The organism is Echinicola arenosa (genome assembly GCF_014841125.1).
GTDB classification, from domain to species: domain Bacteria; phylum Bacteroidota; class Bacteroidia; order Cytophagales; family Cyclobacteriaceae; genus Echinicola; species Echinicola arenosa.
Genome location: NZ_JACYTQ010000006.1, coordinates 264,036 through 284,289, shown reverse-complemented (window position 1 = coordinate 284,289; position 20,254 = coordinate 264,036). Strand labels below are relative to the sequence as shown.

The window sequence follows — 20,254 nt, the reverse complement described above, 5'->3', positions numbered from 1 at the left end:
ATTATTTGAAGCGAATACTCAACAAGGTGATGTCATCCCTACGAGCTATCTCTCCAGAAAATTCATTCCATTCCTCAAAAAAAACTTCATGGAAATATTCAGGGGAAATGCAATTGTTCCTATTGACAAAAGACATAAACCGTTCCTCTCCATATTCTTCATCATTTGCATTGAAAGCTTCTGTCAAGCCATCTGTATACATGTGTAAGGTAAAGTCACTTAATCCAGAGCGCTCACCTTCTTCTAAAAACGGTAACTGCTTAAAGGCCCCCAAAATGGTAGTCCCTGCTTCCAAAAGCTCACTTTTACCTTCTTTCTCCCAACAAAGCACAGGCGGATTATGACCTGCATTGATAAATTTCAGTGTTTTGGTCTTATAATTATAATGCCCTAAAAAGAAAGTAATGAACCTTTCCCCATTAGTGTTTTCAAATATGGTAAAGTTTAACTGTTCCGCAACCATCTTCAAGTCAGATGAGCTTCTGAGCAAAGTTCTCAATGCCGCCTGAAAGTTGGACATTAACAAAGCCGCTGGCATGCCTTTGCCTGACACATCAGCAATACAAAAGAAAACTTCATCTTCCGATTTCTCTATCAAATCATAATAGTCCCCACCAACCGTGCTATGGGGGTAGTAAGTTACTTTTGCATCAATTTTATCCTTAACAGGTAAGGTAGCCGGAAACAACATCCGCTGCACATTGCTGGCGATTTCCACTTCACGCTTCAACCTTTCTTGCTCCAATTGCCTTCTAGCAAATCGTTTGTTTTCTAATGCCACTACCAGGATATTGGTCAACGCCTGTGTAAAGTCGAGATCTAACTCCTGTTCAGTATCTTTTATTTTTAGCAGTAAAATAGCGAGCATCTTATCCTTATGATAAACCGGAACATATATATCCAGTTCATTAAATGAATAATCCTCCGGCATCACTAAATTCAGCTTCCCAATTTCCCGATTATCATCCACATCAGTGTGAGGAATAAGCTTGGGAATATTTTGCTTCACCCCATGTTTTACCCTTTCTTCAAATCCTTCTGAATTGGCCACATACAAAACCAAAGACCTAATATTAAGATGCACCAAACAGGTAAACTTAAATATGTTGAGTAGAACAGATTCTGTTTTGTTCTCATTGATGGCCTGCGTGATTTCCAGCAGAGCCTTGAGCTCAAGTTCTTTTCTTTGATATTTTACTGTTTCTGCAGTCAAACCCTTGTCATTTACATTGTATTGTGTTCCATAAGGCCTTTCTTGGTAGCCAGATAATAATAAGCCCTTCCTTCTTTCACTACCTCCACTTCATCAAAAATCTCTCTATCAGGCTCCTTTAAGCATTTGATCAGTTCCCTTTCATAAAGCCCTTGTAAGACCAGCAATAACCGCTCTTCTTCCCAACCAAGCGTCTCTTTAAGGTAGCTAAAAGGCTGTACAAAATACAATTCGTCCATTAATTCATACTCTTCCTCTGACATCCTAATCTAATGTTTAAGTAAATTTAGGTCTATTCAAACACATTACCTTCCTTTCCACTTGAATTTCCCGAAAAATGAAGACAAAGCCACAACAATCACAAAACAAGGATGACAGAAACTCGCGTAAATAAAACTTAAAAAAGGTGCTTTTATTTCATATCCTTCCAAAACTTTATTCATCACAACATACTCCACACCTAATTTAAGTACCCAATAAAGCAAAAAAAGAAGCGGCATCCAGCCAGACCCCAATAGTAGCAGCGGACTTAACAAACTAGCCAAGGAAAACCCAGCGGTCACCACTGCTCCAAATGCATTTTCCATGGATTGATGCTGGTTCCATTTACTAATCCATCGCGCCCTTTGTGCAAGGAATAAGCTCCAGCTTTTTTGTGCCTTGGTCCTAACCAATACTTTTTTATCAGTGAAATAATGAATTGCATGATGTCCAAATGCCCTTACCATTTTCTCCAACAAAAACGAATCATCTCCTGAGCGCTGTTCACTGTTTCCTTGATAACCACCCAAATGTTGGAAAGCTTCTTTTCTGTAACCCATATTAGCAGCACTACACATGATGGGTTTATTGATCTGAAAAAAGAAATTGGTCATCAACAAAATACTGGACCATTCTATTTGTTGGAATTGATTGAAGTTACTTTTTCTGTCTTCTGACATCACAGGCCCAGCCACCATTTGAACTTTGGGGTCGTTAAAAGGCTGAAGCATATTTTCGACCCAATCTGTAGGCAAAACACAATCAGCATCAGTCGTTAAAATAATATAGCCGTTGGAAAGAACCACTCCTTGTTCAATCGCTCCTTTTTTCCCTTGCTCCTGACTTTGGACCATTAAAAAATGGCTATAACTTTTTCCTTTGATCCAGGACTCAACGTATTCTGCCCCACCATCTTCGCTGTCATCATCAATCAAAATAACCTGCAAGCTTGGATAAGTTAATTTCTCCAAGCTTTCCAACAACTTGGGTAATTGGCTCTTTTCATTCCTAAAAGGAACCAATAAGGTAACTGGATAATCGAAAATATTCATTTTCTCTGTAGTCTTGCCCTTTGACTTACGCCAAAAAACGGCCAGCATCACCAATATGGCCAAATAAATAACCAAGGCTCCAAAAAAGAAAAATGCCAAAAGATTCATGCCCATGGGAGGATTTCTACTAAATTGCGCTAATGGGCAAAATAGCGAAAAAGGAGGTGAAAGAACAAATCATTTTAGGAATTGATCCCGGCACAAATGTGATGGGCTATGGATTGATTTTGGTAAAAGGAAATAAATATGAGACCATACAATATGGTGTTATCCACCTTAAGAAATATGGTTCTCATGAACTAAAACTGAAAAAGATTTTTGAACGGATTATCGGCATTATCGATGAATTCTTGCCGGACAAAGTAGCTTTGGAAGCTCCCTTTTATGGACAAAATGTCCAGTCTATGCTGAAGTTAGGGCGGGCTCAAGGAGTGGCGATGGCAGCAGCGTTGGCCAGGGATATCCCCATTGCCGAATACTCTCCCAAAAAAGTAAAACAATCTGTCACTGGAAATGGTAATGCCTCCAAAGAACAAGTGGCTGAAATGCTCAAAACACTTTTAAAAATTGAATCAATCCCCAAGCTATTGGATGCTACCGATGCATTGGCTGTGGCACTATGCCACCATTTCCATGATGGACGATTACAAACACGAGGAAGAACCGCAGGATGGAAAGCCTTTTTGGAAGAAAATCCTGATAGGGTCAAATAAAAAACCACAGCTGGTAGCAAAAAAGAATCAATTCTCTCTTTTCATCTTTCCAACTGTGGTTAATAATACTCAATAGCCTTTGCTTCTAAAAGTGCACCCAGCCTTGTGCTTTTAGCTGAACGGCCGTTTCACTTTTTGTCACCATAAACTTCCCTTCATCTGCTTTGGTCACATGACCGATAAAATGAATATCTGGGTGTTTTTCCAACTTATGAAAATCATCTTGACTGATCGTAAACAACAATTCATAATCCTCTCCCCCATTCAAAACACAAGTAATCGGATCTAAGTTGAACTCTACCGCTGTATCAAAGGTTTGCTTATCGATTGGTAATTTATCCTCATAAATCATTACCCCGACATTGGATTCTTTACAGATATGAAAAAGTTCAGAGGCTAGTCCATCTGAGACATCCATCATAGCTGTAGGAACCACATCCAACTCCTTTAGCTCATGGATGATATCCATTCTGGCGTCGGGTTTAAGTTGCCGGCCTGTCACATAAGAGTACTTATCCAATTGAGGTTTCATATTAGGGTCAGCCATAAATACCTCTTTTTCTCTTTCCAAAACCTGAAGGCCGATTAAAGCTGCTCCTAGATCCCCAGTAACACAGATAATATCATTTACTTTGGCTCCAGAACGATATACTTCCTTGCCTTTTTCTACCTCTCCAATAGCAGTTACAGAAATTACCAAACCGGACCTTGAACTGGTGGTATCTCCTCCGATAACGTCAACATTATAATGTTCTGCTGCGGCATTAATTCCTGCATATAAAGCCTCCACCGCCTCCACAGAAAATCTATTGCTCAAGGCAATACTTACAGTTATCTGTTTGGGAAAGGCGTTCATAGCTGCTACATCTGAAATATTGACAGCAACCGCTTTGAACCCCAAATGATGAAGTGGTGCATAGGAAAGATCAAAATGAACCCCTTCAAGTAAAAGGTCAGTAGTGATTACCTTTACCTTGTCCCCTGCATCCAATACCGCTGCATCATCACCGATTCCTTTTAAAGTTTCCTGATGTCGTATTTTTATTTTACTATTCAACTGATCAATCAGACCAAACTCTCCCAGTTCTCCTATTTCTGTTCTCTTTTCACTCATGATATACTTTTCTTAAGCTTTTCTGTTCTTTCAAGAATTTATTCTAAACTTGAATCTATCTCCTGACACAATTCCACCAAAACACCATTGGTGGATCGAGGGTGCAAAAATACAATTAATTTATGATCCGCACCTCTTTTTGGTACATCATTGAGCACTTCGAAACCTGCTTCTTGAAGTCTTTTCATTTCTGCATAAATATCATCAACTGCAAATGCAATATGGTGCAATCCTTCATTTCTTTTTTCGATAAACTTACGAATAGGACCTTGACTATCACTTGACTGAAGCAGTTCTATCTTGGTTTCTCCCACTTGAAAAAAAGAGGTAACAACTTCCTCTCTTTTTACCGCTTCTTCTTTATAAGATGGCTTACCAAGGAGCTTTTCAAACAATTCTGTGGATTTTTTTAGGTCTTTCACAGCTATTCCTAAGTGCTCGATTTTTCTCATGCGCTAAATTTGTATATTTGTAGTAGGAATTATTTCTAAGTTAAGCATGTTTATAGCTTAATCTAAATTCACTTGAACATTAATCTACAGAAAATATGATCATCGTTTCAGACAAAGCAAAAGAGCGGATCCTAGAATTGAAACAGGAAGAGGGCAGAAAGGACAATGAGAATATCCGAGTATCGGTAAAGGGCGGTGGCTGCTCGGGCTTGATGTACGACCTAGGCTTTGACGAGAACATTGCCGATAGTGACAAAGTATTTGAAGACAATGGAATCAAGATCCTTGTAGATAAAAAAAGCTTACTTTACTTGGCTGGCACCACCTTGGAATTCACCGATGGCCTGAACGGCAAAGGTTTTCAATTTGTCAACCCTAATGCTTCCCGCACTTGCGGATGTGGAGAAAGCTTCGCCATCTAAAAAGCAAATCGAACAAACTCATTTTAAAGACCGGCCTAAATAGTCGGTCTTTTTTGTTTCCTTTCTCGTTTTTTAGGGCTCATTTATTACCTTTGCCGAAAAGGAAATAAGACCCAAGTATATGGAAAACACAATCAAAAAAGTCGCGCTTAACGACAAGCACATTGAATTAGGAGGAAAAATGGTGCCTTTTGCAGGATATAATATGCCTGTCAGGTATTCCTCAGACAAAGAAGAGCACAATACTGTTAGAAATGGCGTAGGCGTTTTTGATGTTTCCCACATGGGCGAATTTATGGTCAAAGGCCCCAATGCTTTGGCCTTGATCCAAAAAGTCACTTCCAATGATGCTTCCAAGCTGGTCATTGATCAAGCACAATATTCTTGCTTTCCAAATGAAAAAGGAGGAATCGTGGATGACTTGATCGTCTACAAGATGGGCGAAGAAGAATATATGCTGGTAGTCAATGCTTCCAATATCGATAAAGATTGGGATTGGGTAAATCAACATAACACTGTAGGAGCCGAGTTGGAAAACATTTCTGATGAAATCTCTCTATTTGCTGTTCAAGGCCCCAAAGCAACTGCTGCATTACAAAAATTGACATCAGTGAAATTGGATGAAATCAAATTCTATCATTTTGCTATCGGTGAATTTGCAGGTATACAAGACGTCATTATTTCTGGAACGGGATACACTGGAGCTGGTGGCTTTGAGATTTATGTCAAAAATGAAGATGCCCTTGCTGTTTGGGATGCGATATTTGAGGCGGGTGCTGAATTTGACATCAAGCCTATTGGCCTTGGTGCCAGAGATACATTGAGATTGGAAATGGGGTACTGTCTGTATGGCAACGACATTGATGACACCACCTCACCTCTTGAGGCAGGTCTTGGCTGGATCACCAAATTCACCAAAGATTTTATCAATAGTGATAATTTAAAGCAGCAAAAAGAGGAGGGTGTTTCCAGAAAATTGGTAGGTTTTAAGTTTAAAGACAAAGGTATTCCAAGAGCCCACTATCCGATTCTCAATGAATCAGGTGAACAAATAGGAGAAGTTACTTCTGGAACCATGTCACCTAGTATGGGGATTGGCATTGGTTTGGGGTATGTGGATATCGCTTATGCAAAGCCGGGTACAGAAATCGCCATTAGTGTGCGAAACAAAAACTTGGCTGCTGTAGTGGAAAAACTACCTTTGCTAAAGAAATAAAAAAATCATTTAAATATAGAGTTCCTGTGCTGTATACAGGAACTCATTGCTTTTATTATGCCTAAAATCGAAGTCTGTCTAAGCCCTGAACTGGTACATCTGCACGATTTAAAAAACAAAATTGTAGTAGTTGTTGATATTTTTCGTGCCACCTCTACCATGATCACAGGATTGGCCAATAAGGTATCTTCAATAACTCCGGTGGCGGGTTTGGAAGCTTGCAGAAACATGAAATCCAAAGGCTATATCATAGCTGGAGAAAGGAATGGTCAAACTGCAGAAGGTTTCGAACTGGGAAACTCGCCACTAAGCTATCTGAACAATGCTTATGCCGGAAAGAAGATTGCCGTTACTACTACCAACGGAACACTGACAATTGAGAAATCAAAAAAAGATGCCGCTGAAGTTTTAATAGGGGCATTCTTGAATTTGCAGGCTACAGCAGATTACCTTATTCAGCAAGGCAAAGATGTGGTCATCCACTGTGCCGGATGGAAGGGGATGTTCAACTTGGAGGACTCTTTATATGCTGGCGCTTTAGTAAGTGTTTTGGCCAATGAGTTTGACTTTGATTGTGACGGCGCCATTGGAATGAAAGCCCTTTTTGAACAAAACCAAGGGGACCTTAAAAGCTTTCTGAGCCAAGCTTCCCACGCCAAGAGATTGCAAAACCACAATATTGATGCGGATATTGACTTTTGCCTGACTTTGGACAAATACAACTTCGTCGGAAAACTCGAAGGTGAGGAATTAGTAAAAGTATCACTTAATAAGGTGGTTTAACCACGGAGGTCACCAAGGATTCACAGAGAACACAGATATTTTATATTAAACATCATTTTGACCACAAGATGTTTAGTCTAAGAATCTATCACTCACCATCAATCCCCTCCCCTGAAGTGTATCTTCCCTTGCTTTACCAGGACTTAAGGTGTGGACAAGCCTAAGTCATTGATAAGAGAAACACGGATAAAACACGGGATAAACACGGGTTAAAGCAGGAACGTTAAAAATGTTAAATTCGTTAATACAGGACCGTTTTCATATCAGTCACCTGATTTTCCACAGACTGTCCAGTCCGTGTCGGTGATTTTCTTGTTCTAGCTGGCGGTATACAAGATGAACCAATCATTTCTGTACGATCAGTGCTGTCTTTGTGAGAATATTCTGAAGCGTAAAATATACTGTTGTGATAGCGGATATATTTAATAATAAATACACCTGTTATCAATTTTTCCCAAAATACAACTTTCTCCTTCACCTTCTTTAACCAAACCTCAGAGCACTTTGGGGCACCTCTGCTTTTTCTGTGATTCTTTAGACTATATTTCACTTGGGTCTTCCATCTACTTTGTGGTTTATCCTTTGCAATTCGGTCAATAGAATTTACCTTTGTGTTCCATGGAAAAGCACCACCAATTTATCCAGTCCAGATTGGATCAAGCGGCCTCTTCCAATAAATTGAGGACGCTTAAAACAACTTCCCCTCATAAAGTGGACTTCTTTTCTAACGATTACCTTGGTTACTCCACAAAAGGTCTGCTCAATCAACCAACCCCTCAAACTTCCTCTCCGCAATGGACAGGAGCCACTGGCTCCAGACTAATCAGTGGAAACCATCCTGAAATAGAGCTTTTGGAGCAGGATTTTGCTGATTTCATGGACAGCCCGGCAGCGCTACTTTATAATTCCGGCTATATGGCCAATGTAGGTCTACTTTCCGCATTGGGAGATAAGGAAAGCTGTTTTGTTTTTGATGAGCATGTCCACGCCAGTATTAAGGAAGGAATGCGTCTGGGCTTTGGACAAAAGATAGCCTTTAAACATAATGATCTGTTAGACCTCGAAAGAAAGCTTAAATTGCAGGCAGAAAAAGGCAAAAGAATTTTGGTGCTCACAGAAGGATTGTTTTCCATGCATGGGGATATCCCTGACATCAAAGAAATGCTCGCTCTTTGCCAAAAGTACCAAGCAGCCTTGATCATTGACGAAGCCCACTCTCTTGGAACTTTGGGACAGGATAAAAAAGGAATTTCAGCTTCATCCTACGGTCATCCAAACCTTTTTGCCAGGGTGATTACCTTTGGTAAAGCTGCCGGAGGGCATGGAGCAATGGTATTGGGTTCTAGCAAGCTCAGGGATTTCCTGATTAACTTTAGTAGGGCATTTATATATACCACTGCACCATCTATCGACCAGGTAAACAGCATTAAGGCTGCTTTAGACTTATTTAAAAATAAATATAATTTTCACCAACTTGATCAAGCAATTCAAACCTATTTGGACATGGTCAAGGAGTTACCTGGTAACTTTTCCCGAAACCCAAGTCCAATTCAGTATTGGCAATGTGCTGATATCCCCAGACTGAAGGAAAAAGTGAAATTATTACATCAATCAGGCATCAATTGCTATGCTATTCTATCACCTACGGTAAAACCTGGAGAGGAAAGAATTCGGCTGGTACTACACGCCTTTAATACTAAAAAAGAAATACAAGAGCTTATCTGCTTGTTGAATAAATAAAATGAACAATAAGGTATTTGTTACAGGAATAGGAACAGGAATAGGCAAAACAGTTTGTTCGGCAGCCCTTTGCAAAACATTTGGACACGCGTATTGGAAACCTGTGCAATGTGGTGATCTCGACCAATCTGACACCATTTTTATTTCCAAATATTCGCCAGGGACTTATATTCATCAAGAAGCTTACAGGTTAAAAACACCTCAATCCCCTCACTTGGCTGCACAGCTGGAGGATATTGAAATTTCCCTTCCTGCTTCACTTATTCCAAAAGGCACCGAAAAACTTTGTGTAGAGGGGGCCGGAGGACTTATGGTTCCCTTCAATGAAACTCAAACCTATCTGGATTTTCTATTGGAATCAAAACTGCATCCGGTAGTGGTCATCAGGCATTATTTGGGCAGCATCAACCATAGTTTGCTGACACTGCAAGCATTGACCTCGGCAGGAATTAAGGATTTCACCATAATCTGGAACGGTGAAGAAAATACTTCTTCCGAAAGTGCTATTTTGAAACGATTCACCCCTGTAGCACAATACAGAATGGATGAATGGGATATAGATAAAAATGAATTGCCGCATCTTAAAAATATCGGGTGAGATGAATTATCGTGAAGAGATGAGACCGGAGAAGAATAAAATTGGCATCACTAAAGCCATGGGAATTAATCCTTTAGGGCTATATGAATCTCAAGAAAGACAGAGGTACACTAAAAAGGAACATTCTTTTGACCAAAACCATAGTGGAGATTGGAAAGCAAGCGTTTCTCTCAGTTTATGGAAAAACATAAACGCGTACATCCAAGACCTGGGGCATAAACCAGAACGCTTTCCAGAGGAAGCCAAACTGCTTTCTTACCTCATCAACAAATTGGATTTACAACCTTCAGAAGGTCAGATGATCAATGCGGCCACTTCAAGGGGAAGCATTGATTTCCTATCCAGAATGCAGCTGGAAAACCCAAGTCTGCCTGTCTGGACTTCCCCTCATTCTACTTTAGGCTTTGCCAGCAGTTGGCCCAGCTTATTGCATGAATCAGATAGTTCCCTTTTCTTTCAATCCTCCACTTGTAGCAGCTTTGGACTGACTTTACAAAATGCCTTTGCATGGCTGAGTAGCGGTATGGCGGATAGTTTTATCGCCGCAGCAGTGGAATGCCCCACGGGTCAATTGACCATAGACCAAATGAAGGCGATTCGAATTTATGCCAATGGAGCGAATAATAACTACCCTTGCAGGTCCATGGATTTCGAGAAGGAACAAAATACCATGGTACTCGGTGAAGGGGCTTACGCTTTCGAGCTAAAGAAAAACAATAACAATGTACTTGCCTATTTGGATGGGGTGGGTTCGGCTGTAGAAAAGATCCACCATTCCACCGAATTATCCTCCCAAGGAAATTGCATATTAACTGCAGCAAAAAGGGCCTTAAATGCTGAATCTACTTCAGGTATTGATTTAATCATCGGACACTTTCCTGGCACCAAACTGGGAGATATAGCTGAAAAAAATGCTTACCAAACCGTCTTTGGCAACAAAGTTCCTTATACTATTTCCAACAAGTGGAAGATTGGACATTCACTTGGTTCCAGCTTAGCGGCCAATTTGGATTTGGCCATCTCCATCTTGCAAAACCAAGAACTGCCGGCATTACCCGACTACATCAAAAATGACTGTGCCCCACCTATTGCCATCAGAAGAATCTTGATTACAGCCTTAGGGTTTGGCGGGCAAGCTATCTGTGCGGTGGTTGGAAAATAGATTTATGATATTAGACGCTAGACATGAGAAAAATCTTATATCTAGGGTCTAATATCTAACTTCATATCATTTCAGCTTGTCATTGTTTTTGTGCCGATCAATATCTCTGATATTTTTCTTCTCAAAATTCTTTTCCAGAGCCTTAGTTAGGTCCACCCCTGTTTGATTGGCCAAGCAGATTAATACCCAAAGCACATCGGCCATTTCATCTCCTAGATCTTTGCCCTTGTCGCTTTCCTTAAAGGACTGTTCACCATATTTCCTGGCCATGATCCGCGCCAACTCTCCCACTTCTTCTGTCAAAATAGTCATATTCGTCAGCTCATTAAAATACCTTACCCCAACCGTTTTGATCCAATGATCTACCTTTTCTTGTGCTTCTTCTATCGTCATCTTTTTTTATTACAGCTTCCTTATAAATAATCGTTTTTTCTTTTGAGTTTGACATCAAACCATCTTCACTACTTTCCCTTCTTCCAATACCAATTCTCTATCCACCACTTTTGGAATATCTTCTTCATAATGGCTTACATAAATCATCGAAACATCGGGATGCCTTCCAATATGGTCGATCGTCTCACGGAACAAAATCCTTTGCTCATCATCCATGCCTTGAGCAGCCTCATCAAGGATCAATAGAGCAGGAGATTTTATTAGGGCCCTGGCCAAAAGGCAAAAGCGCTGGTTCTCCAATGGAATCTGGTGCAAAAGCATTTGGGCCACATGTTCTATCCTAAAGAGCTTCAACCATTCCATGGCAAGTTGCTCTTGCTCCTCACTTACTTTTTTAAACAAGCCAATAGAATCAAATAAACCAGAAAGCACCACCTTCAAACAGGTCTGGTTTCTGGGAAAATACCTGGCCAGTTCTGGTGACACAAAACCTATGGGGCGCTTGATATCCCAAATCGTTTCTCCGGTTCCTCGCTTTCTTCCAAATAGCACAATATCATTGGCATAAGCCTGAGGATTCTCTCCATTGATCAAACTTAGCAAGGTAGATTTACCCGCTCCATTGTGTCCTTTTAGAACCCAACATTCTCCTTGTTCCACTTCCCAGTTGACCTGATCCAAAATCACCTTGCCATTATATTGTATATGGATCTGGCTCATCTTTACCAGCGTATCAAATCGCTTAACCGGATTATTCTGGATCAATTCATCCAGCTTTTTATGATCAAATTGTGAAAGCGCTGCATGGTTGATCAGATCTCTTTCGTGAAAATCTTCTCTTCTCTCCAACTGCACAATTTTACCTCCATCCAATATAGCCACGTTTGTGATGGCATTGGGAATTTCCTCTGGAGAAGTCGTCATGATCACCTGAATCCCGGATGCTACCATGGCTTCCAATACCTCTCCAAAATGCTTTCTGGTATCTACATCCAAGCCGGTCATAGGTTGGTCCATTAGGAAAAGCTTTGGATTGCGTAAAAGCGCTCCCGCAATGGCCAGCCTCCTACTTTCACCATTGGAAAGCTTGATCAGAGATTTATCTTTTAAAACCTCCAAATCCAGTAACTCCATCACTTTTTTGACCGTCCAAGGTCCATCTTGCTTTGCCTCCACTTCTATCAGGTGTTCTACAACTGTGTCAGCCTCTTCAGATTCGGATGAATTGAAGCGTTGCTGATAATAAAAGTTTTGAAGGTTAGATTTATTGGTAAAAGTATATCTCTGGGAGACTACGGCAATCAAATCCCTAAAGCTATTGATCTTCCCTTGAGCTGTCATTTCCTTTTGATAATCCACGGCAAAGTCCCTAGTTACCCTACCCTCTGAAAGTACAGTCTTACCCAAAATGGTATCCAAAAAAGCGGTTTTCTCCGAACCTGAAGCACTTAGAATAGCCCAATTCTCTCCTTCCTGCATTTGGAAGTTCAGGCCCTGAAAAATGTTCCGGTCTAAATACCTGACATGAGCATTTTCGGTTGATAGAAACAAGGCACCCATCCTTTTAAACTTTATTTTTTGAATCAATACTGATGGTTACCGGCCCATCGTTCACCAAAGCCACTTTCATATCCGCCCCAAACTCTCCTGTTTGAATGGTTTTGCCCATTTCACTTTCCAACTGCTGAATAAATGACTCATACAACCGAATGGCTGTATCAGGCTTGGCCGCTTTGATATAGGATGGCCTATTTCCCTTTTTAGTACTGGCATGCAAGGTAAACTGGCTGATCAAAAGTATATCCCCGTCCACATCCAACAAGCTCTTGTTCATCACTCCATTCTCATCACCAAAAATCCTCAAGTTGACAATCTTCTTACTTAGCCAAGTGATATCCTCAGCATTGTCTGCCTCTTCAATCCCCAACAAAACCATCAAGCCTGCCCCTATTTCTCCCTTAATTTCTCCATCAATTTTCACTGAAGATTCCGAAACCCGCTGAATAACTGCTATCATTGTAATCGTATTTTTGAAATAAAACCTTGAAGTTAATTGAAATCAGCTAAGATTTACAGTTTTCCGGATGTCATTTTGGCTATTATCATCAGCCTAATGGGCTTTGTGGTTTTTAATTGGTTTCAATATTCATTACAGCATGAGTTGAATGGGCTTTTTGATGCCAATCAATATCAAAAGTCCTATGAATTCTTCAGGGGAAGCTTGGAAACCTATAGACTCAACTACCCCTTTAGTGTCCGCATATTAGTTCCTTGGTTGGCCGCCCAACTTCCATTTGATGACATTTACACAAATTTTAAAATTATAAACCTTCTTTTTGGAATAGCCTGGATACCTGTTTGGTTTTATGTTGCTCCGACTGTGGGATTGGACCGATTCAAAACTTGGCTGGGATGGTTTTGGATAACTTTCCATTGGGTGGGCATTTGGAAGGCCAATCTTTCCGACCCTATTACCGTAGACTTACCGCTTTACCTATTCCAACTTTTGCTGCTTTTGGCTTTGACCCAAAGGAAGTGGTGGCTTTTGATATTAATCGCGCCTATTGCTACCATTCAAAAAGAATCTTTTTTACCTATCCTTGTTGTGCTCTGCCTTTATCCCGGGATTCGATGGTTTCAAAAGGGTAAAAGAATACAGTTTATCTATTTGTTAGTGGCACTGGCATTAAGTTTTATTACCTTAAAAACTACCAGTCTTTATTTCCCCGGAGCAAATACTGGAAAAAATGCCATTATCAACCTTTTTAATAATACACTTGGTTTGATTGGTCATCCCGACCTGTTGCTTAGATGGGGGCTTTCACTATCCTTGGCTTATGGAGCTTTTATATGGATTATGATTTGGAATAGAAAACTTTTGATCTATTCAGAAAATGAATTCCAAAAAGTATTGTTTCCATTAGTTGGTGTATATCTATTCTTTAGTCTCTTTGCGGGAGGAGATTTTACAAGAATCGCATTTCTTGGAGCTCCATTTATGATGCTCCTGTTTCTGCAGAAATTAACCCTGTCTTTCCGCCAATGGATCATATTATTGGCGATAAGTATTCCAGTTCAGCGTTTATTCGAATTTATTCCTGATGGTGGAAGTGATTTTGAAAATTGGAAGACATGGTATCCTGAATATGCGCCTTGGAACTGGGTAGTAATCTACTTGGTATATACATTGCTTTTAGCTTTGATTAGCAAAAAATACTTAAAGGTAAATCCATCATAGTCACTAAGAAAGTGTCTTTTCTCAATTTACCTTCATTCAAAAACCTGCATTTGTTTGGATTCTATAATTTTCACCACTTCCAGTTCATCATTGAGCGCTTGGTGAATCATGGCTTTTGCCACCTGATGATCATAGATGGGTTTGTACTTTTTGAACAGGCCAAATGAAGTAAAGGCTTTCATCACAGCTTTACCGACTGACTCCCCTATCCTCGTCTCCTTTCGATCTCCCAATAAAATTGAAGGCCTGAAAATGCCTAAGTATTTGAAAGGAATTACCTTTAAGTCCTCTTCCACTTCTCCTTTTACTTTATTGTAAAAAATAGATGACTGTTGATCTGCCCCAAGCGAACTAACATACAAAAATTTACTGGCTCCCCACTGGTGTGCCCACCTTGCAAAGTTGATCACAAAATCATGGTCAATTTTATAGAAATTCTCTTGCGACTTGGCCTTTTTGATCGTTGTTCCCAAAGCACAAAAAGCATGCATTTGCACGTCCTTCGTTTCTATTGATCTTATCAGTTCATGATTATCGCCACCAAAATCAAACTCCCTGAGTTTATCCAACAGACTGATTTGATCAATTTTTTGAAAATCCACTACCACCTGAATTAATTTATGATGCTTAAAGGCCAGTTCCCTTCTTGAAACTGAAACCACATAATCATAGGCCTTTTCCTTGAACAGTTGATGAAGCAACTGTACACCTATTAACCCAGAAGCTCCCGAAACTAATGCGATGGTCTTCATACTGAAATTGGTATATTTCTACTTACTTAATAAAGTAATAAAATCACGCTCAAGCGTTTGATTTTTATCTTTGGCGTACCATAAATGGACACGATTATTAAAATCTTGTTGGGATATACCTTGTGGATCTGCTTTGTAATTCATCACCATTTTTTGTAATTCACTAGGCCTAGGACCCCAGGTAAACAACTCTTCCAAAGTTACCATGTCCAAAGCAATCAATTTTGGGATGGAACGACCTCCATTGGTAAGGTAACCGTCCATTACTTCCAAGTTTTCATCTCTTAGGATGTACTTAACTTCAACAAGGTCAGAAAAGGCTGCCAACTTTTCAAGATAAGGCATATTTTGTGCACCATCTCCACACCATCCTTCCGTCAAAACCAACCACACTTGTTTTCTGTCAATTTTCTTAATCAGTTCAACTGCTTCCTCTCCTACAGTGGATGTTTTGTCCCAACGTTTCATCCTTTGGATATTGATCCGTGTATATTCGATCATAGAATCCGAATGATTGTTACCTGTAGTCTTCTTTTCAGAAAACAGTTGATCAATTAATTCTTTGTATCGTGTATAGCTCATCGCTTGGTCAATTAGCTCATGGCTAATCGAAGAAGTAATGGTATTCATATCGTTTCCTTGTTTTTCAGCCTTAACAAGACTGACTATACCTTAGTTCTTTCCCATTCTAAAAAATCATAAATATCACTTTGGACACTTTTGGTAATGGCCAACAAAACGGATAGATCATCGACAAACCCTAAACCAACGATAAAATCAGGAATTAGGTCAAAAGGCATAACAAAGTAAAGCAAACCTAAAACCAAAAGCACCAATGTTTTGGTAGAAAAACTACGATACTCATTTTTATAATAGGCTTTCACCATTCTGAGCACCACATCGATATAGAATTTTGATTCCTTGACAGTAGGGTTTTCAGCTAATTGGTGGAGTTTATCAGTGACTTTTTGAATAAGTTGCTGCACTTTCTCTTTGCTCTCCACTATCTTTTCAGCTTTGGCCTGATAAAGCCCTTTTGCTCTATCCAGTAAATTCCCTTGTTCACTCTTCCAGTTTGCCATAATGTCTTTTTCCTTAGAAGTATACCCTGATTTCAGATTTCACCTTTTGTAACGCAAAAGAAATGCCATCGTTTTTCTGTTCTAAAGATAACTGGAATATCTTCTTGGCCAAATCCATTCCCTTGGCTTCAGGATTTACTTCTTGCATGGCCCTATTGACCAAGGTAATGACTCCCTCTACAGCATTGCGAACACTCTCCCAAGCCTCATCAGAAAAGTAAACTTGCTGCGCCAAATTATGGTTGAACTCTTCCCTGATTTCACTCAGCAAGAGACTATGAAGTTCCCTAGCGGAATAAGCTTGATCATTCACCCTCCTTACCAAATTATTGGGTGTGAGCCTTTCAAGCAATAAACACAAGCGCTCTGCAGCCTGAAGACGAATAGGTAATACAGTGTCAGAATTTCGGGTTTTCAAAGTAATCAACTTGGCTTCCCTTTCTTTGGACAAAAAGGACACAATAACCAAATACATCCCATAAATTACCAGCCCGGCTGGTACAATGATCTTTAACAATTCAATAAAATACGCCATTCACTATTTTCGATTAATACCCGAATATCTAAAATATTTCAAAGAGAAGTTGATTATTTGTCATTATTTTTGAACTAACAAATCAATCAGAACATTTACTAGGCATGCTGATACCGATTACCATTACAGAGAAGGCCCAAGAAGAAATTAAAAGTATCATGGAGACCAAGAACATCCCCTCAGACTACTCCTTGAGAGTAGGTGTTAAAGGAGGAGGTTGTGGCGGCATGTCCTATGCTTTGGGCTTCGACAAATCAAAGGATGGAGATGAGCAATTTGAATTGGAGGGAATCCCTGTGCTGATTGAAAAAAAACATGTGATGTTCTTGATGGGCATGCAAGTAGATTTCTATGAGGGTAATGATGCACGCGGATTTACCTTTGTCAACCCTGACATTCCTAAAAGACATGATGTAAAAGAGTAAAACCTAACCCCACTGCTATGAAAAAGATCTTCTTATTCCTTGTTGCCTGTTTTGTAACTATTAACCTTACTTTGGGTCAAGAGGTTCTCAAACTAAAAGAGGGTGAAAAAGCGGCACCTGGTAACCTTTCTGATTTGAACTGGATGGTTGGATTTTGGAAAGGAAATGGTTTTGGTGGTGAATGCGAAGAACTTTGGTTGCCACAACAAGGGAACAGTATGGTGGGTATTTTTAGGTTTATAGAAAATGGGAAGTTGGTCTTTTCAGAGTATATGGCTATTCTGGAGGAAGAAGGAAAACTTCAACTAAAAGTCAAGCATTTCGGGGCCAATTTCACTGGATGGGAAGAAAAAGAAGAATGGGTCAATTTTCGCTTTATCAAAACTGAAGAGCAAACGGCATATTTTAGTGGACTTACCATTCGTCGTGAAGGAGAAAAAATGATCCTTAAGCTGGCTATGGAACATAATGGAGAATCCTCCATTGAAACATTTGAGTATATTAAAGAGAACCTATAAAAAGTCTTCAAAAGCCGGTTTCACATTAGACCAAAATTCATCAAGGGCAATGATGCGGGGCTTGAGGAAAGAAATGATTTCAGACCAGCTATCACGTTCCATAACATTGACACCGTCAATTCTTTTTTCTATTATCGAAACCACCTTGCCATATTCATCTTGGGCATGAAGCTGCCAATCCCACTCTTCTCCCAAAGTTCCGTGCAATATCTTCTTGAAAGTCTCGAACTGCTCAAATACCAATTCCTGTATTTCTGTATCCTTGTGGTTGATCTCTATTCCAATAGAGGCATAGCCTCTTTCGGCTTTCATCCTAAAAAACACTTGACCAACATGGGTTTTGTAGTTTTGCCAGTTGACCCGACTTCCTTCAGCTGAAGGTACCGGTTTCATATATTGCCCAAAGGCTGTCCAAAAATCCTTTTTGGTTTTGGTGATTTCCGCTCGTTTATACACTTATTAATAATCTTCTGGATAGGATACTTTTACCACTGAGTAATTGACCACTCCTCCCAATGCAGGGTTATGCTTTTTGATAATGATGTCGATGGATTTCAACTGAGGATAAGCTTTTAGAATATCCTGAACCATCAAATGTCCCAAATGCTCCAAAAGCTTTACAGGCTCTTCCATATGAGATTTGGCGATTTGGTAAAGACGTGCATAATCCACCGTTTCATTCAAATCATCCTCCAGCATTGCCTTTTTGAAATCAGTATCCACATGAATATCTACCGTAAATCGGTTTCCCAATTTCTTTTCTTCAGTAAATACTCCATGAAATGCATGAAACTCTATTCCTTCTAAAGCTACCTTTCCCATCAATCAAACTGGTCAAAAAACGAACCTGACTCTTTTTTCCTACTAGTATTTTCTGAAGGTTCTTCAATCTTACTTGGGGTTTCTACTTTTATTTCAGGTACTTCAGTTTTTTCTGGTTTTTCTCCTTCCTTCTTGCTTTCCAAGGGAAGTTCTGCTTGCTGGGAAATTGGAGGCTTTTCTTCCGGAATTTCACTTTTCTTTTCAATTACAAAAGTATGGGACTTTTCCTTTAGTTGGTTGGGAGCACTTTCATGACTAAAAGAAGGTGATTGTCTGCTCAAATCTTTGACAGCCTTGGTATGGGTAGCCATATCCAAGCGTTTGATATCTTCTTGGGATTGCTTGATGTTTTCTAAACTATCAGTAGCCAAGTTTTTCAAGTTCCGTATTATTATCTCCCTCTGTGCCAATAAATCTTCATAACTCTCCACCAAGGTTCCAACATCAGCTTTGAGGTCTTCAATAATCCTCTTGGCTCTACTTTCAGCCTCTTCTATGATGCTACGGGATTTATTTTTAGCCTCAGAAATCATCGCATCCGAATTCATCTGGGCTTCCTTTAAGATCAGTTCTGCCGTCTTGTTCGCCTGCTCTATCATGCTGGCTCCTGTATCCTCAGCCGCTTTGAGTGTTTTAAAAAGTGAATCTTCCACTTCCCTGAGCTTTGCAGATTCTTTTTCCACCTGCTCCAGCTTGATTTGAAGTTCCCTTTTTTCATCCATTTCCCTTTCCCATTCCTGAGAAAGAGACACTAAAAAGGAACTCACTTCATCTTTATCAAATCCTCTGAAGTTTTTCTCAAATGTTTTTTGGCGGATTTCTAACGGCGTTATTTTCATATATCTTATTGAAGTTCTATTTCCCAAATGGAAATGGTCCGGTCATCACTCACTGCTATAATTTGTTGGGTATATTTACTCCAAATCACCTTGTTGACTGAAGTTCCATGCCCTGCATGTCTGGATTTATCAATTACCTTTTTAAGCTGCAAAGTAGCAGTTTCCCACAGCTTAATGGATTTATCCATACTACAAGTTACAAAATATTTACCATCTTCTCGAAAGGCAAGATAGTTGATCGCATACATATGCGCAACGATATTTTCCTGCAGCTTATATGCTTTCGTGTCCCATATTTTTAGATGCGCATCCCGACCTCCACTGATCAGTAATTTCCCATCAGGAGAATAACGAAGTGCAAAAACGGAATTAGTATGTTCGTCCAGTTTTTTTACCGGAGAAAAACCATTGAGATCAAACACCTTCACAGTATTATCACTGGACCCAATGGCCAAATGCTCTTTTTCGACATCCAGGGCCATTACTCTAATATTCTTTTCCCCTAGTTTGACGTGCTTCAAAATAGAACGCTCCTCAATATCCAAAACTGTAATAACACCATTCCCAGTTCCTACAAAAGCTTGGTTCTTAAAGATCTTAATATCAAAAATTGCATGATCCGTAATTTTCAGAGACCAAATTTCCTTATTGGTGTTTAAATCGATGACATGTACGCCTTCAAAATTGTGTCCAATAAACAACAAATCGCGCTGATCATCTATGGCCAAAGCATAGACGGAGTGAGGTAATTTAGCGATCAGTTTTCCATCTTTGGGAGCGTCCAAATCCCACTTCACTACCATCCCATCTCCCGCACCAGTATAAAAATAACGAGGATCATTTCCCTCTACCAAAGCAAAAATACTATCATTGTGTCCAGTAAGTGTATAAAGTTTATTTACTTGAATTTTTGGCATATATTGC

26 protein-coding genes are annotated in these 20,254 nt (G+C 39.8%); 10 read left to right on the top strand and 16 right to left on the bottom strand.

The features are described 5' to 3' along the window. Position 1 precedes the first annotated feature (1 nt). From IFO69_RS16815 to IFO69_RS16805, 3 genes are read right to left on the bottom strand one after another with little or no spacing between them, the layout of a single operon-like run. On the bottom strand, positions 2-1,213 hold the full coding sequence (locus tag IFO69_RS16815) for a PP2C family protein-serine/threonine phosphatase (protein ID WP_192011286.1): 1,212 nt from the start codon (positions 1,211-1,213) through the stop codon (positions 2-4). A gap of 11 nt (positions 1,214-1,224) precedes the next feature. Then, positions 1,225-1,476, bottom strand: coding sequence for a hypothetical protein (locus IFO69_RS16810; RefSeq protein WP_192011285.1), 252 nt, complete (start codon positions 1,474-1,476; stop codon positions 1,225-1,227). Between the two features lie 42 nt (positions 1,477-1,518). Next, positions 1,519-2,640 (bottom strand): glycosyltransferase, encoded by a 1,122-nt coding sequence (locus IFO69_RS16805; protein ID WP_192011284.1) that lies wholly within the window; start codon positions 2,638-2,640, stop codon positions 1,519-1,521. A 26-nt stretch (positions 2,641-2,666) separates the two neighbouring features. Here IFO69_RS16805 and ruvC point away from each other — a divergent pair, with 26 nt between their 5' ends. Next, positions 2,667-3,239: a crossover junction endodeoxyribonuclease RuvC gene (ruvC, locus tag IFO69_RS16800; RefSeq protein WP_192011283.1), complete on the top strand. Its 573-nt coding sequence runs from the start codon at positions 2,667-2,669 to the stop codon at positions 3,237-3,239. An 85-nt stretch (positions 3,240-3,324) separates the two neighbouring features. On the opposite strand, the gene thiL is transcribed toward ruvC, so the two are convergent. Together thiL and mce are read right to left on the bottom strand one after the other, a co-directional pair. After that, on the bottom strand, positions 3,325-4,353 hold the full coding sequence (gene thiL / locus IFO69_RS16795) for a thiamine-phosphate kinase (RefSeq protein WP_192011282.1): 1,029 nt from the start codon (positions 4,351-4,353) through the stop codon (positions 3,325-3,327). Positions 4,354-4,391: 38 nt separating this feature from the next. Then, entirely contained in the window at positions 4,392-4,805 is a 414-nt protein-coding gene (gene mce / locus IFO69_RS16790; protein WP_192011281.1) for a methylmalonyl-CoA epimerase, read from the bottom strand. 95 nt (positions 4,806-4,900) lie between these two features. Between mce and IFO69_RS16785 the strand changes: the two genes are divergently transcribed. The 6 genes from IFO69_RS16785 to IFO69_RS16760 all read left to right on the top strand — a co-directional run bounded on the left by IFO69_RS16785 (position 4,901) and on the right by IFO69_RS16760 (position 10,726). Next, positions 4,901-5,227: a HesB/IscA family protein gene (locus tag IFO69_RS16785; protein ID WP_192011280.1), complete on the top strand. Its 327-nt coding sequence runs from the start codon at positions 4,901-4,903 to the stop codon at positions 5,225-5,227. Between the two features lie 121 nt (positions 5,228-5,348). Then, positions 5,349-6,443: a glycine cleavage system aminomethyltransferase GcvT gene (gene gcvT / locus IFO69_RS16780; protein WP_192011279.1), complete on the top strand. Its 1,095-nt coding sequence runs from the start codon at positions 5,349-5,351 to the stop codon at positions 6,441-6,443. Positions 6,444-6,500: 57 nt separating this feature from the next. Next, positions 6,501-7,226: a 2-phosphosulfolactate phosphatase gene (locus IFO69_RS16775; protein ID WP_192011278.1), complete on the top strand. Its 726-nt coding sequence runs from the start codon at positions 6,501-6,503 to the stop codon at positions 7,224-7,226. A 618-nt stretch (positions 7,227-7,844) separates the two neighbouring features. Next, positions 7,845-8,966: an aminotransferase class I/II-fold pyridoxal phosphate-dependent enzyme gene (locus IFO69_RS16770; RefSeq protein WP_192011277.1), complete on the top strand. Its 1,122-nt coding sequence runs from the start codon at positions 7,845-7,847 to the stop codon at positions 8,964-8,966. A 1-nt stretch (position 8,967) separates the two neighbouring features. Beyond that, positions 8,968-9,564 (top strand): dethiobiotin synthase, encoded by a 597-nt coding sequence (gene bioD / locus IFO69_RS16765; RefSeq protein ID WP_192011276.1) that lies wholly within the window; start codon positions 8,968-8,970, stop codon positions 9,562-9,564. Then, a complete protein-coding gene (locus IFO69_RS16760) occupies positions 9,533-10,726 on the top strand; it encodes a beta-ketoacyl synthase N-terminal-like domain-containing protein (RefSeq protein ID WP_225444176.1) in 1,194 nt (397 codons plus the stop codon). The genes bioD and IFO69_RS16760 overlap by 32 nt, the downstream gene beginning before the upstream one ends. A gap of 66 nt (positions 10,727-10,792) precedes the next feature. Here IFO69_RS16760 and IFO69_RS16755 read toward each other — a convergent pair whose 3' ends face one another. Genes IFO69_RS16755 through dtd form a run of 3 tightly spaced genes read right to left on the bottom strand, consistent with a single transcriptional unit; the run spans position 10,793 to position 13,136 of the window. Further along, positions 10,793-11,119 carry a nucleotide pyrophosphohydrolase gene (locus IFO69_RS16755; protein ID WP_192011275.1) on the bottom strand — a complete coding sequence of 109 codons (327 nt, stop codon included), beginning with the start codon at positions 11,117-11,119 and terminating at the stop codon, positions 10,793-10,795. A 54-nt stretch (positions 11,120-11,173) separates the two neighbouring features. Continuing rightward, positions 11,174-12,679, bottom strand: a complete 1,506-nt coding sequence (locus IFO69_RS16750; RefSeq protein ID WP_192011274.1) for an ATP-binding cassette domain-containing protein — start codon at positions 12,677-12,679, stop codon at positions 11,174-11,176. A gap of 4 nt (positions 12,680-12,683) precedes the next feature. Continuing rightward, entirely contained in the window at positions 12,684-13,136 is a 453-nt protein-coding gene (gene dtd / locus IFO69_RS16745; protein WP_192011273.1) for a D-aminoacyl-tRNA deacylase, read from the bottom strand. A gap of 36 nt (positions 13,137-13,172) precedes the next feature. On the opposite strand from dtd, the gene IFO69_RS16740 reads away from it, so the two are divergent. Beyond that, positions 13,173-14,357 (top strand): hypothetical protein, encoded by a 1,185-nt coding sequence (locus IFO69_RS16740; RefSeq protein ID WP_192011272.1) that lies wholly within the window; start codon positions 13,173-13,175, stop codon positions 14,355-14,357. A 32-nt stretch (positions 14,358-14,389) separates the two neighbouring features. Here the strand turns inward: IFO69_RS16740 and IFO69_RS16735 are convergent, their stop codons facing one another. The 4 genes from IFO69_RS16735 to IFO69_RS16720 are packed head-to-tail and all read right to left on the bottom strand — an operon-like array spanning position 14,390 to position 16,726. Further along, positions 14,390-15,109 carry an NAD-dependent epimerase/dehydratase family protein gene (locus tag IFO69_RS16735; RefSeq protein WP_192011271.1) on the bottom strand — a complete coding sequence of 240 codons (720 nt, stop codon included), beginning with the start codon at positions 15,107-15,109 and terminating at the stop codon, positions 14,390-14,392. Between the two features lie 18 nt (positions 15,110-15,127). After that, on the bottom strand, positions 15,128-15,739 hold the full coding sequence (locus IFO69_RS16730) for a thioredoxin family protein (protein ID WP_192011270.1): 612 nt from the start codon (positions 15,737-15,739) through the stop codon (positions 15,128-15,130). A gap of 35 nt (positions 15,740-15,774) precedes the next feature. Continuing rightward, entirely contained in the window at positions 15,775-16,191 is a 417-nt protein-coding gene (locus IFO69_RS16725) for a YkvA family protein (protein ID WP_192011269.1), read from the bottom strand. A gap of 13 nt (positions 16,192-16,204) precedes the next feature. After that, complete coding sequence (locus tag IFO69_RS16720) at positions 16,205-16,726, bottom strand: DUF7935 family protein (protein ID WP_192011268.1); 522 nt, start codon at positions 16,724-16,726, stop codon at positions 16,205-16,207. A 104-nt stretch (positions 16,727-16,830) separates the two neighbouring features. Between IFO69_RS16720 and IFO69_RS16715 the strand changes: the two genes are divergently transcribed. Together IFO69_RS16715 and IFO69_RS16710 are read left to right on the top strand one after the other, a co-directional pair. Further along, positions 16,831-17,151 carry a HesB/IscA family protein gene (locus tag IFO69_RS16715; RefSeq protein WP_192011267.1) on the top strand — a complete coding sequence of 107 codons (321 nt, stop codon included), beginning with the start codon at positions 16,831-16,833 and terminating at the stop codon, positions 17,149-17,151. Between the two features lie 17 nt (positions 17,152-17,168). Then, positions 17,169-17,669: a DUF6265 family protein gene (locus IFO69_RS16710; RefSeq protein ID WP_192011266.1), complete on the top strand. Its 501-nt coding sequence runs from the start codon at positions 17,169-17,171 to the stop codon at positions 17,667-17,669. Here IFO69_RS16710 and IFO69_RS16705 read toward each other — a convergent pair. The 4 genes from IFO69_RS16705 to IFO69_RS16690 are packed head-to-tail and all read right to left on the bottom strand — an operon-like array spanning position 17,664 to position 20,247. Continuing rightward, the gene (locus tag IFO69_RS16705; protein ID WP_192011265.1) at positions 17,664-18,125 is read right to left on the bottom strand and encodes a DUF4268 domain-containing protein; all 462 of its coding nucleotides are present in this window, start codon (positions 18,123-18,125) and stop codon (positions 17,664-17,666) included. The genes IFO69_RS16710 and IFO69_RS16705 overlap by 6 nt on opposite strands. 3 nt (positions 18,126-18,128) lie before the next feature. Beyond that, entirely contained in the window at positions 18,129-18,491 is a 363-nt protein-coding gene (gene folB, locus IFO69_RS16700; protein ID WP_192011264.1) for a dihydroneopterin aldolase, read from the bottom strand. Then, on the bottom strand, positions 18,491-19,330 hold the full coding sequence (locus IFO69_RS16695) for a DivIVA domain-containing protein (protein ID WP_192011263.1): 840 nt from the start codon (positions 19,328-19,330) through the stop codon (positions 18,491-18,493). Before IFO69_RS16695 ends, folB begins: the two co-directional genes overlap by 1 nt. A gap of 5 nt (positions 19,331-19,335) precedes the next feature. Further along, positions 19,336-20,247: a WD40 repeat domain-containing protein gene (locus IFO69_RS16690; RefSeq protein WP_192011262.1), complete on the bottom strand. Its 912-nt coding sequence runs from the start codon at positions 20,245-20,247 to the stop codon at positions 19,336-19,338. Positions 20,248-20,254: the final 7 nt, after the last annotated feature.

Coding starts and splice junctions, on each gene's coding strand:
- IFO69_RS16750 (WP_192011274.1), bottom strand. CDS start 12,679: ATGGGTGCCTTGTTTCTATCAACCGAAAATGCTCATGTCAGGTATTTA.
- dtd (WP_192011273.1), bottom strand. CDS start 13,136: ATGATAGCAGTTATTCAGCGGGTTTCGGAATCTTCAGTGAAAATTGAT.
- IFO69_RS16715 (WP_192011267.1), top strand. CDS start 16,831: ATGCTGATACCGATTACCATTACAGAGAAGGCCCAAGAAGAAATTAAA.
- mce (WP_192011281.1), bottom strand. CDS start 4,805: ATGAGAAAAATCGAGCACTTAGGAATAGCTGTGAAAGACCTAAAAAAA.
- gcvT (WP_192011279.1), top strand. CDS start 5,349: ATGGAAAACACAATCAAAAAAGTCGCGCTTAACGACAAGCACATTGAA.
- IFO69_RS16805 (WP_192011284.1), bottom strand. CDS start 2,640: ATGGGCATGAATCTTTTGGCATTTTTCTTTTTTGGAGCCTTGGTTATT.
- IFO69_RS16810 (WP_192011285.1), bottom strand. CDS start 1,476: ATGTCAGAGGAAGAGTATGAATTAATGGACGAATTGTATTTTGTACAG.
- IFO69_RS16690 (WP_192011262.1), bottom strand. CDS start 20,247: ATGCCAAAAATTCAAGTAAATAAACTTTATACACTTACTGGACACAAT.
- IFO69_RS16785 (WP_192011280.1), top strand. CDS start 4,901: ATGATCATCGTTTCAGACAAAGCAAAAGAGCGGATCCTAGAATTGAAA.
- folB (WP_192011264.1), bottom strand. CDS start 18,491: ATGGGAAAGGTAGCTTTAGAAGGAATAGAGTTTCATGCATTTCATGGA.
- IFO69_RS16760 (WP_225444176.1), top strand. CDS start 9,533: ATGAATTGCCGCATCTTAAAAATATCGGGTGAGATGAATTATCGTGAA.
- thiL (WP_192011282.1), bottom strand. CDS start 4,353: ATGAGTGAAAAGAGAACAGAAATAGGAGAACTGGGAGAGTTTGGTCTG.
- IFO69_RS16730 (WP_192011270.1), bottom strand. CDS start 15,739: ATGAATACCATTACTTCTTCGATTAGCCATGAGCTAATTGACCAAGCG.
- IFO69_RS16755 (WP_192011275.1), bottom strand. CDS start 11,119: ATGACGATAGAAGAAGCACAAGAAAAGGTAGATCATTGGATCAAAACG.
- IFO69_RS16710 (WP_192011266.1), top strand. CDS start 17,169: ATGAAAAAGATCTTCTTATTCCTTGTTGCCTGTTTTGTAACTATTAAC.
- IFO69_RS16735 (WP_192011271.1), bottom strand. CDS start 15,109: ATGAAGACCATCGCATTAGTTTCGGGAGCTTCTGGGTTAATAGGTGTA.
- IFO69_RS16770 (WP_192011277.1), top strand. CDS start 7,845: ATGGAAAAGCACCACCAATTTATCCAGTCCAGATTGGATCAAGCGGCC.
- bioD (WP_192011276.1), top strand. CDS start 8,968: ATGAACAATAAGGTATTTGTTACAGGAATAGGAACAGGAATAGGCAAA.
- IFO69_RS16725 (WP_192011269.1), bottom strand. CDS start 16,191: ATGGCAAACTGGAAGAGTGAACAAGGGAATTTACTGGATAGAGCAAAA.
- IFO69_RS16695 (WP_192011263.1), bottom strand. CDS start 19,330: ATGAAAATAACGCCGTTAGAAATCCGCCAAAAAACATTTGAGAAAAAC.
- ruvC (WP_192011283.1), top strand. CDS start 2,667: ATGGGCAAAATAGCGAAAAAGGAGGTGAAAGAACAAATCATTTTAGGA.
- IFO69_RS16775 (WP_192011278.1), top strand. CDS start 6,501: ATGCCTAAAATCGAAGTCTGTCTAAGCCCTGAACTGGTACATCTGCAC.
- IFO69_RS16720 (WP_192011268.1), bottom strand. CDS start 16,726: ATGGCGTATTTTATTGAATTGTTAAAGATCATTGTACCAGCCGGGCTG.